This window comes from Actinocatenispora thailandica, from assembly GCF_016865425.1.
GTDB classification, from domain to species: Bacteria; Actinomycetota; Actinomycetes; order Mycobacteriales; family Micromonosporaceae; genus Actinocatenispora; species Actinocatenispora thailandica.
Genome location: NZ_AP023355.1, coordinates 2712062 through 2726663 on the forward strand (window position 1 = coordinate 2712062; position 14602 = coordinate 2726663).

A 14602-nucleotide genomic window follows, 5' to 3' on the forward strand; every position below is an offset into this window, starting at 1 on the left:
CGGCGTCATCTCGCGGCCCCCGGTCGCGGCGGCGTCATGTCGCTTCCTCCCGGTCGCGGGGTCATCGCACGGTCCCGGTGATCGTGTCGGCGAGGCTCGCCCGCACCGCGACACCGCGGGCACCGTGCCCGGCCTGCGGCCACAGCGCGGCGAACGAGCTGCCGTGCGGCACCCCGATCACCCGCCAGCCGGCCCGCAGCAGCGTCAGCGCACTCGTCTGGTACGCCCGGTCCTGCGCGGCGCGCTGCTCGGCCGGCAGCCGCAGCCAGCCGGCCGCGTCCAGCAGGAACCCGACACAGGTGGTGCCGGAGGTGCGCAGGGCGGCGACCGCCTCGGCCTCCTCCGGCCGCATCATGCCGAGCACCGCCACGATCAGCCCGCCGTCCTCCCGGGCGTGCACCTGGCGCACCACCTGCGTCAGGTCGCCGCGCTGGGACAGCTTCACCTCGGCCAAGTGGTCGAGCAGCAGCCCGATGCTGCCGCCGGACTCGCCGGTACCGGAGTCCAGGTCGGTGCCGGTCTCGGTGACCAGCCGCATCCGGTACCCGCAGTGCCGCAGGTGCACCGCGATGCTCGCCGCCGCCGACACCGCCCACTCGAAGCTCGCGGTGGGGCCCTCGCCGCGGTGCGCCCGCAGCCGGGTGTCCAGCAGCACGGTGGCGCGGCTCTCCCAGGGCTGTTCCTCGCGCCGCACCATCAGCTCGCCGGCCTTGGCGGTGGAGCGCCAGTGCACCCGGCGCAGGTCGTCGCCGTACCGGTACTCCCGGGTCGCCGCGTCGTCCTCGCCGTGCACCGCCACCGACCGGGCATGGCTCTCGCCGGCGCCGGAGTACTCGCCGGTCAGCCGTACCGGGGACAGCGGCACCACCCGGGGCGCGACCCGCAGGGTGTCCACGTTCGGGAACGCGCGGGTCAGCTCGCACAGCCCGAACGGGTCGGTCAGCCGCACCACCAGCGGCCCCACCTCGTACTTGCCGCGCACGTCGGCGCGCACCGTGTAGGCCACCGAGCTGGCCTTGTGCCCGGCGAGCCGCTCCAGCACCAGCCGCGGCCGGCTGCCCAGCGCGTAGGGCAGGCGGTCTTCCAGAAGCAGCGTGCCGGTCGGCAGCCGGGACGTGTTGACCAGCCGCAACACCACCCGGGCGGTGCCGCCGACGGAGACCCGTTGCGGCTGCAGCACCCGCGAGCAGCGCAGCTGGTAGCGGGTCCGGGCGACGGCCGCGGCGGACAGCACCGGCACCGCCGCGAGCAGCACCGCGACCCGCAGCAGGTCCGACTCACCCAGCAGCAGCGCCGACAGCGCCGCGGCCACCGCGGCAGCCAGGAAGCACCGCCCCCTGGTGGTCAGTCCGCGCAATGCCGATCTCACCGGCCGCCTCCCCGGTTAGCCCTGCCAGTCGCCGCGACGGTCGCCGGTGCGGGCGCCGGGTACCGGAATGCGGCGCACCAGGTCGGCGACGATCGAGTCGGTGGTCCGCCGGGCCAGCTGCGCCTCCGGGGTGGGGATCACCCGGTGCGCGAGCACCGGCACCACCAGCGCCTGCAGATCGTCCGGCGTGACATAGTCGCGGCCCTCCAGCGCGGCGACCGCACGTGCGGTGCGCAGCAACTGCAGCCCGGCTCGCGGGCTGGCGCCGAGCCGCAGGTCGGGCGACTGCCGGGTGGTGGCGACGATGTCCACCGCGTACTGCTTGAGCGGCTCGGAGACGTGCACCTGGCGCACCGTGGCGATCAGCCGGCGGATCGTGTCGGCGTCCGACACCGGGGCCAGCGCGTCCAGCGGGTCGCCGGCGCCGTGCAGGTCGAGCATGGTCAGCTCGGCGTCCGGGCTCGGGTACCCCATCGCGATCCGGGCGGTGAACCTGTCCCGTTGCGCCTCCGGCAGCGGGTAGGTGCCCTCCATCTCGATCGGGTTCTGGGTGGCGATCACCATGAACGGCGTCTGCAGCCGAAACGTGGTCCCGTCCACCGTGACCTGGCGCTCCTCCATGCACTCCAGCAGCGCGGACTGGGTCTTGGGGACGCCCGGTTGATCTCGTCGCCGACCACCAGGTTGGCGAACACCGCACCGGGCTTGAACTCGAAGTCGCGGGTCTCCTGGTTGTACACGCTGACGCCGGTGACGTCCGACGGCAGCAGGTCCGGGGTGAACTGGATGCGTCGCACCGAGCAGTCGATCGACCGGGCGAGCGCCTTGGCCAGCTTGGTCTTGCCGACGCCGGGCACGTCCTCGATGAGCAGATGCCCCTCGGCCAGCAGCACCGCGAGGGCCAACCGGACGATCGCGGGTTTGCCCTCGATGACCCGCTCGATGTTGCCCACGATGGCTTCGGCGGTCTCCCGGAGCTGCTCCGCGGGCATCGGTGCGCCGAGCTCGTCGAGAGTGTGTTGGGCGGTCACCGGCCTCCTCCTTGTCCGCCGCACGCGTGGGTCGAGCGCACGCGTCCGGGCGCTGTCACCGACACGTGCCGTCCGGCGACGGTCCGCGCGTCGGTGTCGCAGCCCGGTGACGGCGGGCTGCCCGAGTGCATCCTCTCAGGCTATACGGGTACCGCCGGTGGCCCGGCTGATCATCTTTCGACAACGCTTCCGTCACCGTTCGCCATCGTGGCCCCCGGCGTCCCGATCCCGGTACGGCCGAACGTCCGAGATGTGGCGGTGACTCCCCGTCGCCGTAACGCAGGTGCCGGCGCGTGGAGCCGGGGAGGTAGACTGCCCGACATGATGGCGGCTGGCCTGCTTCTTACCGAGCCGTGCTGATCGGCCGCCGGCGCCGGCGCGCCGGCGACGCAGCACGGCAAACCCCTCCTGCGTGAGGGGTTTTTTCGTGCACCGAGCTGGACCGCCGGTGCGCAGGCTCCGCGACATTCCAGGCGTGACGACAGATAGCGGTGGTGGATTGCGATGACCGACAGTGCGCAACAGACCGGCGGTGCCGCGGGCTCCGGCGCGGACGCCCCGCCGTACCGCTACACCGCGGCGCTGGCCGCCGACATCGAGCGCCGCTGGCAGGACCGGTGGGAGGAGCAGGGGACGTTCCGGGCGCCGAACCCGGTCGGCCCGCTGGCACCGGCCCCGGGCAGCGCCGAGGCAGCACGGCTGGACCGCCCCAAGAAGTACGTGATCGACATGTTCCCGTACCCGTCGGGCGCCGGGCTGCACGTCGGTCACCCGCTGGGCTACATCGCCACCGACTGCCTGACCCGGTTCCAGCGGATGGCCGGGTTCAACGTGCTGCACGCCATGGGCTTCGACGCGTTCGGGCTGCCGGCCGAGCAGTACGCGGTGCAGACCGGCCAGCATCCACGCAAGACCACCGAGGAGAACATCGACCGGTACCGGGCGCAGATGCGCCGGCTGGGGCTGGCCTACGACGACCGGCGCACGTTCGCCACCACCGATCCGGAGTTCTACCGCTGGACCCAGTGGATCTTCCTGCAGATCTACAACTCCTGGTACGACAGCGAGCAGCGCCGGGCGCGCCCGATCGACGAGCTGGTCGAGCAGTTCGCGGCCGGCGCCCGGCCGACGCCGGACGGCCGGCCGTGGGCGCAGCTGTCCGCGACCGAGCGGGCCGGCGTGCTGGACGGGTACCGGCTGGCCTACCGGTCCGAGGCACCAGTGAACTGGTGCCCGGGGCTGGGTACCGTGCTGGCCAACGAGGAGGTCACCCCGGACGGCCGGTCCGAGCGGGGCAACTTCCCGGTGTTCCGGCGCGACCTGGCGCAGTGGATGATGCGCATCACCGCCTACGCCGACCGGCTGCTGGACGACCTGGACACGCTGGAGTGGCCGGAGCCGGTCAAGCTGATGCAGCGCAACTGGATCGGCCGCTCGCACGGCGCCCGGGTCAGCTTCGACGTGGCCGAACACGCCGAGTCGATCACCGTGTTCACCACCCGGCCGGACACCCTGTTCGGCGCCACCTACATGGTGCTGGCGCCGGAACACGACCTGGTCACCGCGATCGTCCCGGCGAGCTGGCCGGCCGACACGCCGGCGGCCTGGACCGGCGGCGCACCCGACCCGGCCACCGCGGTGGCCGACTACCGGCGGGCCGCCGCGGCCAAGTCGGAGCTGGAGCGCCAGGAGAACAAGGACAAGACCGGGGTGTTCACCGGCGCGTACGCGATCAACCCGGTCAACGGCGCGCAGATCCCGATCTTCATCGCCGACTACGTGCTGGCCGGCTACGGCACCGGGGCGATCATGGCGGTGCCGGCGCACGACCACCGCGACTTCGCCTTCGCCCGGGCGTACGGACTGCCGATGCGCTGCGTGGTCGCCCCCGACGACGGCCGGGGCGACGACCCGGCCGGCTGGGACGACGCGTTCGTCTCCGGCACCGCGGCGGTGGTCAACTCGACCGGCGACGGGGTGAGCCTGGACGGGCTGGCGGTGCCGGCGGCGAAGAAGCGCATCGCCGACTGGCTGGCCGCGCACGGCCACGGCGAGGCGACCACCACCTACAAGCTGCGTGACTGGCTGTTCAGCCGGCAGCGGTACTGGGGCGAGCCGTTCCCGGTGGTCTACGACGAGCAGGGGCTGGCTCACCCGCTGCCGGCCGAGATGCTGCCGGTCGAGCTGCCCGAGGTGGACGACTTCTCCCCGGTCACCTTCGACGCGGACGACGCGGAGTCGTCGCCGGCGCCGCCGCTGGCCAAGGCGAGCGACTGGGTGCACGTCACGCTGGACCTGGGCGACGGGCCGAAGCGGTACCGCCGGGAGACCAACACGATGCCCAACTGGGCCGGTTCCTGCTGGTACGAGCTGCGCTACCTGGACCCGGACAACGCCGCGGCGCCGGTCGACCCGGCGAACGAGAAGTACTGGATGGGTCCGCGGGACGCGACCGACCCGGGCGGCGTCGACCTGTACGTCGGCGGGGTCGAGCACGCCGTACTGCACCTGCTGTACGCCCGGTTCTGGCACAAGGTGCTGCACGACCTGGGCCACGTGGACAGCGCCGAGCCGTTCCGCCGGCTGATCAACCAGGGGTACGTGCAGGCCTACGCGTACACCGACGAGCGCGGCTTCTACGTGCCCGCCGAGCAGGTGGTGGCCACCGACGACGGCTACTCGTTCGAGGGCCGGCCGGTCGACCGCGAGTACGGCAAGATGGGCAAGTCGCTGAAGAACGTGGTCACCCCGGACGAGATGTGCGACGTCTACGGCGCCGACACCTTCCGGGTGTACGAGATGTCGATGGGCCCGCTGGAGGCGTCCCGGCCGTGGGAGACCCGCGCCGTGGTCGGCTCGTTCCGGTTCCTGCAGCGGGTCTGGCGTTCGCTGGTCGACGAGCACACCGGGCAGCCGCGGGTCGCCGACATCGCGATCGACGACGACACCCGGCGGCTGCTGCACCGCACCATCGACGGGGTCACCACGGAGACCTCCGAGCTGCGGTTCAACACGGCGATCGCGAAGCTGATCGAACTGACCAACAAGCTGGTGCAGATCTCCGCCGACGGCGCGCCGCGCGAGATCGCCGAGCCGCTGGTGCTGATGGTCGCGCCGTTCGCGCCGCATGTCGCCGAGCAGCTGTGGCAGCTGCTGGGGCACGACGAGTCGCTGGCGTACCAGCCGTTCCCGGTCGCCGACCCGCAGTGGCTGACCGCCCCGTCGGTGGTGTACCCGGTCCAGGTCAACGGCAAGGTACGCGGTCGGGTGGAGGTGGCGCCGGACGCCGCGGCCGACGCGGTCGAGGCGGCGGCGCTGGCCGACGAGAAGGTCGCCGCGTTCCTGGCCGGCCGCACCCCGCGCAAGGTCATCGTGGTACCGGGGCGGATGGTCAGCGTGGTGCTCTGATCCGCCGGGTCGGTCGGCGTGGTGCTCCGATGCGCCGGGCGTGCCGGTGCCGGGGCGCCGCCCCGGGCCGTTCGCCGTCCGCTGACCTGCTTCTTCCGTTCGGCTGGGCGGCGCGGCCGTAGGCTGGCGTGGTGCTGGTTCGACGACGTGGCGTGGTCATCACCGTACTGGCAGTGTTGATCGGGGTCGTCGCCACCGGCTGCGCCGGCCACGGCACGCAAGGCCGGTCGGCCGCGCCGAGCGGCCCGTGGTCGAGATCGCGGATGCGCTCGGCGAGCCCGTTCGGTACGCCCGGGGTCCGGCGCACCGCCCGCCCCACCGTCGGCGCCGCGCGAGTCGGTGCGGTGTTCTCGCACAACGGCTCCGGTGGCCACTTCTGCACCGCGAGCATCGTGGACAGCCCGGGCGATTCGGTCATTCTCACCGCGGCGCACTGCGTGCACGGCGGGAAGGGCGGCCACGAGAGCACCGACCTGGTGTTCGTGCCCGGCTACCGGGACGGGGAAGCGCCGTACGGGCAGTGGCCGATCAGGCACGTCGTCGTCGACCGGCGCTGGGCGCGGGACTCCGACCCGGACTACGACGTCGCGTTCGCCGACGTGGCCACCGTGCACGGCCGCCACGTCGGCGACGTGTTCGGCGGCAACCACCTCGGCTACGACCGCGGGTACCGGCTCCCGGTGCAGATCACCGGCTATCCGGACGCCACCGAACAGCCCATCACCTGCGGCAACGACACCACCAGGTTCTCCGCCGGGCAGCTACGCATCGCGTGCACCGGCTTCCCCGGCGGCACCAGCGGCAGCCCCTGGGTCACCGACCTGAACCGCGAGACGCACACCGGCACCGTGATCGGGGTGATCGGCGGCTACCAGGCGGGCGGCGCCACCCCGGACGTGTCCTACAGCCCGTACTTCGGCGCCGGCGTCCTCGACCTGTACCGCACCGCGGTCCGCGACGAGCGCTGACCACCGACCCGGCGGTACCGGTGTCAGCGCGGCAGGACGGCGGCGAGCCGTTCGGCGCGCAGCTTCTCCGGCCAGCTGTCGTCGATCGGGGGCAGCGCCATCAGCGGCACGTCCAGCGCCCAGGCCAGCACCAGGTCGGCCAGCGCGGGGTTGCGCGACAGCGCCGGCCCGTGCAGGTAGGTCCCGATCACCCGGCCGGCCCAGGCCCCCTCGGTCTTGCCGTCGTTGCCGGTACCGACGAGCACCTTGGCCAACGGGTTCGCGGCCGGGCCGAGATGGCAGCGGCCACCGTGGTTCTCGAAGCCGGTCAGCAGCGGCAGGCCCAGCCGCGGGTCGACCTCGCCGACCAGTTCGCCGACCGCCCGCGACTCGCCGCGGTCGCTGCGCAGGTCGAGCAGCTCGGCGCCGGCGATCCGGTTGCCGTCGATGTGGAAGTACTCGCCGATCAGCTGGATGCCGGCGCACACCGCGAGCACCGCGGCCCCGGCCGAGACCGCCGCCCGCAGCCCGCCGTCGGCGCGCATCCGCTGCGCCGCGAGGGTCTGCGGCCGGTCCTCGCCGCCGCCGACCAGGTAGATGTCGCCGCTGCGCGGGATCGGCTCGTCGTAGGCGATCGGGATGGTCTCCACGTCGATGCCCCGAGCCTGTGCCCGGCGGGCCAGGATCAGCAGGTTGCCCCGGTCGCCGTAGGTGGACAGCAGGTCCGGGTAGACCCACACGATCCGCAGGTGGCTGTCGCTGCGCGCGGCGGCGGGATCGGTCGGCAGTCCGCTTGCTGCGGGGTCAGTTGGCACGGCCCAGCTCCGCTCGGATGTCCTGGAATGCGGTGTAGTTGGCGATCACTTCCAGCCGGCCCGGCGGTATCGCCGCGAGCACCTCGCCGAACGTGTCCACCACCTCGAACGGCACCTCGTTGACCTCCAGCCGGACGGCCAGGTCGTACCGCCGGTCGCCGGTGACGAGCACCCGGTGCCCGCGCAGCGACGCGTAGTCCACGTCGTACAGCCAGGAGGTGTCGAGACCGTCCACCACCCGGGCGTTGATCGACAGCAGCACCGGCGGGGGTGCGGCGCCGGCCGTGGAGATCCGGTCGACCATGTCGAACGCCTCGAGCCAGCCGGCCGGGTTCTTGGCCAGCAGCAACCGGATGCTGCGGCCGTCGCGCTCGACCGTGGCGTACCGGCCGGCGATGGAGGCGACCTCGGCCAACCGCGGCGCCGCGTCGGCCGGTCGCACCCCGAACAGTGCCGCGGCGGCGAGGGCGGTGACCGCGTTGGCCCGGTTGACCCGACCGGGCAGCTGTAGCGTGACCGGCTGTCGGATGCCGTCCGGGCCGGCCACGGTGTCGTCGTCGGCGAGCCACCAGGACGGCTGCGGGCGGCGCAGGTCGCACCCGGGGCAGGCCCAGTCGACGCCCTCGCGCTTGAGGTGCGCCCCGCACTGCGGGCAGACCCAGGAGTCCTCCTGCCAGCGCTGGCCGGCAGCGACCCAGGTGACCTGCGGTGCGGCGCTGGCGGCCCAGGTGACCAACGGGTCGTCGCAGTTCGCCACGACCCGGGTCGGCTCGGCACCGGGGGTGTCGGCCTGCTCGCGCAGCGCGCCGAGCACCTCGCGCCACCGGTCGGCGAGCATGCCGACCTCCATCGCGCGGTCGAGCTGGTCGCGGCTGAGGTTGAGCAGCGCCACCACCCGCGGCCGGGTCTCGGCCAGCACCGTACGCAGGTAGTGCTCGTCGACCTCCAGCACGGCGTGCCGGGCGTTGCGGGACTGGGCGAGCGCGGTGGTGTGCCCGGTCGGCATGTTCGCCCCGTAGCTGTTGGAGGCGACCGGGCCGAGCGTGCCGAGCGCCGCGGTCAGCAACCGGGTGGTGGTGGTCTTCCCGTTGGTGCCGGAGACCAGTGCCACCTCGCGTCCGCGGGCGAGCACGGTGAGCAGTCGCGGCTCGACCGCGAGGCCGATCCGTCCGCCGATCACCGAGCCGTCGCCGCGCCCGGTCATCCGGGACAACCGGGCCGCGGTTCGTACCAGGGCCGTCGCGAGCTGGGCGCGCACCACGGAAGCTCCTCGGGGTGTGTCGGGACCGGCGCATCGGCGCACCGGTGCTGACCAGGGGTCGGCTGGCCCCACGCGCATCGCCGACCGGCGATCGGCGGTCGCCTGGCACCGGCGCGCGTCGGATCGCCCTTGGAAGTTTGGCACAGCCGGCGGCGCGTCTCGCGCGCCGCCCCGAACCGCGCCGCCGGCGTGACGCTGTCGCCGACGACAGGTTGACCGCGGGCCGGTCGGGTGGTACTCCACTTCGCTCCACCACCGGGCGCTCTGGTCGGTGGCCGGCCGGTCCGGGTCGAGAGTTTGGGTGGTTTCCGGCCTGTTGACCGGATCGCCCGGCCGCTCGGGCCGGAGCGGCGTTCCACCCGGTCCATCTGGTGCTGACCAGCGCCTTTACCAACTCGGCCGGACCGGTATCGGCCGGTTGTCGATTGACGGTGGGGGGAAGTGGAGTACAGTGGAGCGCGTTGGGGGAGCCGGTTGAGTCGTCTCGGTGTCGTTCGCGACACCGCTGCGGTCTCGGCGGATCCGCCGGGCCGAGCGCCAGTTCCGGGGGGAAGGGGCGGCCATGTTTCTTGGCACCCATACCCCGCGCCTGGACGACAAGGGTCGGCTGATCCTTCCGGCGAAGTTTCGCGACGAGCTTGCGGAGGGCCTGGTGATCACGAAAGGGCAGGAGCGCTGCCTGTACGTGTTCCCGATGGCCGAGTTCCGTCGGCTCGCCGAGCAGTTGCAGCAGGCGCCGGTCACGCACAAGGCGGCCCGGGCGTACAGCCGGGTGTTCTTCGCCAGCGCGTTCGACCAGGTGCCGGACAAGCAGGGTCGGATCACCATTCCGCCGGCGCTGCGGGACTACGCAGGCCTGCGCCGGGAACTGGCGGTGATCGGCGCGTCCAGCCGGGTCGAGGTGTGGGACAGCGAGGCGTGGCAGGGCTACCTGGCCGAGAGCGAGGAGTCCTTCGCCGACATCGAGGAGGGGGTGCTGCCCGGTTTCTGACCGGTGCGCGCGGCGTCCGTCGCAGCGCGCGGTGAGTGGACGGTTGTCGTGCCGTGAGGTCTCCAGCCGCTCAGCCGTACCTGGCGCTACTTCCCCGGTGCCAGGTGCATCGAGCGGATGGGGACCTGAGGGCACGGGCAGTGGAGTTCGCCGCGGGGGTGCGGCTCGGTCGGCTCGGGGGTCGGTGCGATCGGCGCGCCAGGGCCGACCGGCCGGGTGTTGTGGTGAATCCACCGATTCTGTCGCTCACGAGGGGGTCGTCATGGGGGACGAGCGACGCCGCTCCACACCTGGGCGGCGCAGGCCGGCGACGCCGGGTGTGCCGGTGCCAGCCGGTACCCACGTCCCCGTCTTCGCGCAGCGCAGCCTGGAGTTGCTGGCGCCGGCGCTGTCCGGATCCGCGCCGGTGCTGGTGGATGCCACCCTGGGGCTGGGCGGGCACGCCGAGCTGTTCCTGGAGACGTTTCCCGCGCTGACGCTGGTCGGGCTGGACCGCGACACCGAGGCGCTGCGGCGCAGCGAGCAGCGGCTCTCCCGGTTCGCCGACCGGATCCGCCTGGTGCACGCGGTGTACGACGAGATCCCGGCCGCGCTCGCCGCCCAGGGCATCGCCACGGTGGACGGGGTGCTGTTCGACCTCGGGGTGTCCTCGCTGCAGCTGGACGCCGACGAGCGGGGCTTCTCCTACTCCCGTCCTGCGCCGCTGGACATGCGGATGGACCAGACCACCGGCGACACCGCGGCCGAACTGGTCAACACCGCGAGCGCCGGCGAGCTGACCCGCATCCTGCGCGACTACGGCGACGAGCGGTTCGCCGCGCGCATCGCCGCGGCGATCGTGCGCCGGCGTGCGGACGAGCCGATCGAGGACAGCGTCACCTTGGCCGAGCTGGTCCGCGACTCGATCCCGGCGCCGGCCCGGCGCACCGGGGGGAACCCGGCCAAGCGCACCTTCCAGGCGCTGCGGATCGCGGTCAACGGCGAGCTGGACGCGTTGCGGGCCGCGCTGCCGGCGGCGCTGTCCGCGCTGCGGGTCGGCGGCCGGTTGGTGGTCCTGTCGTACCACTCGTTGGAGGACCGGATCGTCAAGCGCGAGCTTGCCGGCTGGTCGCGGAGCAGCGCGCCGCCGGACCTGCCGGTGGTACCGGAGGCGCTGCAACCACGGTTCCGGTTGCTCACCCGGGGCGCGGTGGAGCCGGACGAGACGGAGATCGCGGCCAACCCGCGGGCGACATCGGCACGATTACGTGCCGCGGAACGGATCCGGGGCGGCCGCCCCGGTGACTCGGCGACGAGGGAGGGAACATGACCGCCGAACCGGTGCGCGACGACGACCGGCACTACGACCAGCCCGGCTACGACGATCCGGCGCGCGGCCGGATCGGTGGTCGCCCAACCCGGAGCCGGTCCGGTCGGCCCGCCCGGGCCGGCCGGGCCGGTACCGGCGGCGGCCGGCTCGAGCCGGCCCCGCGCCGCAGCAGCGCCGCCCGACAGGACGCTGCCGGGCGCGAGGATCGCCACCGGCCCGAGCCGGCCCGGACCCGCGGCGAGTCGCCCCGGGGTCGCGGCGCGCCGCGCCCAGGCCGGGACGCGGTCCGCCGCGCCGGGACCGCGGTGCGGCCGGACCGGCGCCGCGCAGGCGCCCCGAACCGGAAGGTCGACGCGCCGAGCCGGCCGGCCGAGGCGCCGGATCGGCGGCGCGGCGACGCGTCCCGGCGTGGCACGGCGGGTTCCGCGGCCACCCGGCGGGCCGCCGCGGCGACGGCCGCCCGCGCCGCCGGCTCGTCCGTGTCGGGTCGCCGCAGTGCCCCGCCGGCCGCCGTGGCGCTGCCCCGCACGCCGTTCGTACTGCTGGTGCTCGGACTGGTGGCGGCGGGCATCGTGGGTCTGCTGGTGCTCAACACCGCGATCAACACCAGTTCGCTGCGGGTGCAACAGCTGCGTACCCAGCAGTCCGCCCTGGACGACCAGGAGCAGCAGCTGAACCAGCAGCTGGCCGACCTGGAGTCGCCGGGCAACCTGCAGGCGGCGGCGACCCGGATGGGGCTGGTTCCGGCCGGACAGACCGCCTTCATCCGGCTGCCGGACGGCAAGGTGATCGGCGTGCCGCAACCGGTGTCCGCGCACGGCGGCGGGCAGTAGCGCCACCGCCGGCCGATTCGCTGCCCGAGAGGACACTGCGCCGAGAGGACATGATGGCGACGCGACGCGTACCCGGGCCGGACCCGCACCGGGGCGGCCGGACCGAGGACGATGCGGACGACGTGGTGGTGCCGCTGCGCCGGGACACCGGCGGGCTCGGCGACGCCCGGCGGTACCGGCCGCGCGGCCGCACGGTGCGCGAGTCGGCCGACCCGGCCGATGCGAGCCGCCGGGCCGACCAGGCGCGACGATCCCAGGAGCGGCAGGCGCGCGCGCGACGCGAGTCGCCCGGCAGCGGATCGGGTGCCGGCGCCGGCCGGGCCGCGGCGTCCGGGCGGGGCTCCGGTGCCGAACGCGGGGCCGGCTCCGGCCGCCCCGACGCGGCCAGGCAGGCCGGCCCCGACGCGGCGAAGCGGGCCGGCACCGGGTCCGGTCGGGCCGGTGCGACGGCCCGGACCCGGCGCGGTCGTGGAGATCGCGACGGCGGCGAGCCGCCCGCGGCGCGGTCCGGCACCCGAGCCGGGGCGGCCAGGTCAGGTGCGAGCGCCGGCAAGTCCGGCGGCGCCGGCGGCCGGTCCGGTGGCGCCGCCGGTGCCCGGAACCGCGGCGGCCGTAGCGGCGGCCGGACCGGGCGCGGCGATGCCGGTGCCCGGGGCGATGCCGGTACCCGGGGCGATGCCGGTACCCGGGGCGGCGCCGGCCGGGGCAAGGCCGGGCGGACCGGCGGGCGGCGTGGCGGTGGTCGAGCCGGTTCGTGGGGTGCGGAGTCGACGCGCCGCAAGGGCCGGCCGACCCGGCCCCGCCCGGCACGGCGACCGCTCGGTCGGGCGGTGCGGCTGGGCAGCCCGGGCCGGCGGTTGCGCTTCGGCACCGTGGTGGTGCTGGTGCTGTTCACGGTGATCGGCGGCCGCCTGGTGCAGTTGCAGCTCACCGACGCGCCGAAGCTGGCGGAACGCGCGCTGCAGCAGCGGCTGCACACCGTCCCGCTGCCCGCCGCGCGCGGCTCGATCGTGGACCGCAACGGGCAGGTACTCGCGCATTCGGTGGAGGCGCGGTACGTGTTCGCCGACCCGACGATGATCAAGGACGCGGCGAAGACCGCCGACCGGCTGTCCGGGGTGCTCGGGGTGCCGCGGTCGAAGCTCGAAAAGGCGATGCGCAAGACGAAGCTGCCGAACGGCTCGACGAACCGGTTCGTCTACCTCGCCCGCGGCGTCGACATCGGCATCGGGGACCAGGTCGAGGCGATGGACATTCCCGGCATCGGAGTGCGCGCCGACGAGCGCCGCGACGTTCCCGGGCACGACCTGGCGGCGAACATCATCGGCGTCACCGGCTGGGACCTGTCCGGCCTGACCGGCCTGGAGTCCGAGTACGAGAAGCTGTTGCGCGGCGTCGACGGCAAGCGGCAGTACGAGGCGAGCCGCACCGGCGAGGAGATCCCGGACGGCTTCCATCGCGAGGTGGCACCGAAGCCGGGCGGGTCGGTGCGGTTGACGCTGGACCGCGACATCCAGTTCGAGGCGCAGCGTGCGCTGTACCGCAAGCTGCATCCGCTCAACTCCGACATGGGTGCCGCGGTGGTGCTCGACGTCAAGACCGGAGCGGTGCTGGCGCAGGCGAGCTACCCGACCTACGACGCGGCGAACTTCGCCGGCTCGACGAAGGCACAGCGCACCGACTACGCCAGCCAGGCGGTGGTCGAGCCGGGTTCGGTGGAGAAGGCGATCACCCTGGGTGCGGCGCTGCAGTGCCGGGTGATCAAGCCGTCGTCGACCGTGCACGTCGGGCCGACGATCCGGGTGGCCGACACCACCTACTCCGACACCACCCCGCTAAACGACGTGGACATCACGCTGCCGGGCATCTTCGCGTACTCGTCGAACGTGGGGACCATCAAGGTCGCGAACAAGCTCGGCGCCCAACGGTTGTACGAGTACCAGCGCAAGTTCGGGTTGGGCAGCGCGACCGGCGAGGGGGTGCCCGGGGAGGCGGCCGGCATCGTGCGGCCGGCGAAGGACTGGCAGGGCGCCGACCACGGCTCGATCCCGATCGGCCTGGGCATCGCGGTCACCCCGATCCAGCTCGCCGCCGCGTACGGGGCGATCGCCAACGACGGCGAGTACGTGCAGCCGCACCTGATCGCCGACACCGTGTCGCCGGACGGCACCAAGTCGGTACCGAGCGTGTCGAAGCACCGGGTGCTCTCCCCGTCGATCGCCGCCGCCGAACGCAAGGCGATGGTCGCGGTGACCACCGCGCCGGGCGCGACCGGCCTGTCCGGTGCGGTCGACGGGTACCAGATCGCGGCGAAGACCGGCACCGGCCAGCGGGTGGTGAACGGCTCGTACCAGAAGGGCAACATCGAGTCGTTCATCGGCATGGCGCCGGCCGACCACCCGCGCTACGTGGTGGCGGTGGTCGCGCACACCAGCGGTACCGGTGAGGGCGCGAACATGGGTCCGGTGTTCCAGGATCTGATGCGGTTCACGCTCGGCCACCAGAAGGTGCCGCCGACCGACGCGAAGACCCCCTCGTTCACGCTGTACCACAAGTAGCCGCCCGGATGAGCGGAGCGCGACGGGGTGCGGGCGCAGCGCACGGGATCAACCGCGCAGTGCAACCGTCGGGATCCGTT

The 14602-nt window shown here is 73.7% G+C and carries 9 protein-coding genes and 1 pseudogene; 6 read left to right on the forward strand and 4 right to left on the reverse strand.

Translation table 11 applies throughout. From position 1 onward, the window contains the following. Window positions 1–61: 61 nt before the first annotated feature. Both Athai_RS12075 and Athai_RS12080 read right to left on the reverse strand, forming a co-directional pair. Window positions 62–1369 carry a DUF58 domain-containing protein gene (locus Athai_RS12075; protein ID WP_203961592.1) on the reverse strand — a complete coding sequence of 436 codons (1308 nt, stop codon included), beginning with the start codon at window positions 1367–1369 and terminating at the stop codon, window positions 62–64. 15 nt (window positions 1370–1384) lie between these two features. Further along, a pseudogene (locus Athai_RS12080) lies at window positions 1385–2361 on the reverse strand (AAA family ATPase). A 543-nt stretch (window positions 2362–2904) separates the two neighbouring features. Between Athai_RS12080 and leuS the strand changes: the two are divergent. Both leuS and Athai_RS12090 read left to right on the forward strand, forming a co-directional pair. Further along, window positions 2905–5808 carry a leucine--tRNA ligase gene (leuS, locus tag Athai_RS12085; protein ID WP_203961593.1) on the forward strand — a complete coding sequence of 968 codons (2904 nt, stop codon included), beginning with the start codon at window positions 2905–2907 and terminating at the stop codon, window positions 5806–5808. Between the two features lie 131 nt (window positions 5809–5939). After that, on the forward strand, window positions 5940–6776 hold the full coding sequence (locus tag Athai_RS12090) for a trypsin-like serine peptidase (RefSeq protein WP_203961594.1): 837 nt from the start codon (window positions 5940–5942) through the stop codon (window positions 6774–6776). 23 nt (window positions 6777–6799) lie between these two features. Here Athai_RS12090 and Athai_RS12095 read toward each other — a convergent pair whose 3' ends face one another. Both Athai_RS12095 and Athai_RS12100 read right to left on the reverse strand, forming a co-directional pair. After that, window positions 6800–7570, reverse strand: coding sequence for a type 1 glutamine amidotransferase (locus Athai_RS12095; RefSeq protein WP_420829776.1), 771 nt, complete (start codon window positions 7568–7570; stop codon window positions 6800–6802). Then, a complete protein-coding gene (locus tag Athai_RS12100; protein WP_239157386.1) occupies window positions 7560–8774 on the reverse strand; it encodes a MurT ligase domain-containing protein in 1215 nt (404 codons plus the stop codon). The genes Athai_RS12095 and Athai_RS12100 overlap by 11 nt, the downstream gene beginning before the upstream one ends. Before the next feature lie 619 nt (window positions 8775–9393). Between Athai_RS12100 and mraZ the strand changes: the two genes are divergently transcribed. The 4 genes from mraZ to Athai_RS12120 all read left to right on the forward strand — a co-directional run bounded on the left by mraZ (window position 9394) and on the right by Athai_RS12120 (window position 14522). After that, window positions 9394–9822, forward strand: coding sequence for a division/cell wall cluster transcriptional repressor MraZ (gene mraZ / locus Athai_RS12105; protein ID WP_203961596.1), 429 nt, complete (start codon window positions 9394–9396; stop codon window positions 9820–9822). Between the two features lie 262 nt (window positions 9823–10084). Beyond that, the gene (rsmH, locus tag Athai_RS12110; RefSeq protein ID WP_203961597.1) at window positions 10085–11131 is read left to right on the forward strand and encodes a 16S rRNA (cytosine(1402)-N(4))-methyltransferase RsmH; all 1047 of its coding nucleotides are present in this window, start codon (window positions 10085–10087) and stop codon (window positions 11129–11131) included. Then, the gene (gene ftsL / locus Athai_RS12115) at window positions 11128–11964 is read left to right on the forward strand and encodes a cell division protein FtsL (protein ID WP_203961598.1); all 837 of its coding nucleotides are present in this window, start codon (window positions 11128–11130) and stop codon (window positions 11962–11964) included. The genes rsmH and ftsL overlap by 4 nt, the downstream gene beginning before the upstream one ends. A 53-nt stretch (window positions 11965–12017) precedes the next feature. Next, window positions 12018–14522 carry a peptidoglycan D,D-transpeptidase FtsI family protein gene (locus Athai_RS12120; protein WP_203961599.1) on the forward strand — a complete coding sequence of 835 codons (2505 nt, stop codon included), beginning with the start codon at window positions 12018–12020 and terminating at the stop codon, window positions 14520–14522. Window positions 14523–14602: the final 80 nt, after the last annotated feature.

Excerpts from the sequence above, each read along its gene's own strand:
- leuS (WP_203961593.1), top strand. The coding sequence starts at position 2,905 with ATGACCGACAGTGCGCAACAGACCGGCGGTGCCGCGGGCTCCGGCGCG.
- Athai_RS12120 (WP_203961599.1), top strand. The coding sequence starts at position 12,018 with ATGGCGACGCGACGCGTACCCGGGCCGGACCCGCACCGGGGCGGCCGG.
- rsmH (WP_203961597.1), top strand. The coding sequence starts at position 10,085 with ATGGGGGACGAGCGACGCCGCTCCACACCTGGGCGGCGCAGGCCGGCG.
- mraZ (WP_203961596.1), top strand. The coding sequence starts at position 9,394 with ATGTTTCTTGGCACCCATACCCCGCGCCTGGACGACAAGGGTCGGCTG.
- Athai_RS12100 (WP_239157386.1), bottom strand. The coding sequence starts at position 8,774 with ATGACCGGGCGCGGCGACGGCTCGGTGATCGGCGGACGGATCGGCCTC.
- ftsL (WP_203961598.1), top strand. The coding sequence starts at position 11,128 with ATGACCGCCGAACCGGTGCGCGACGACGACCGGCACTACGACCAGCCC.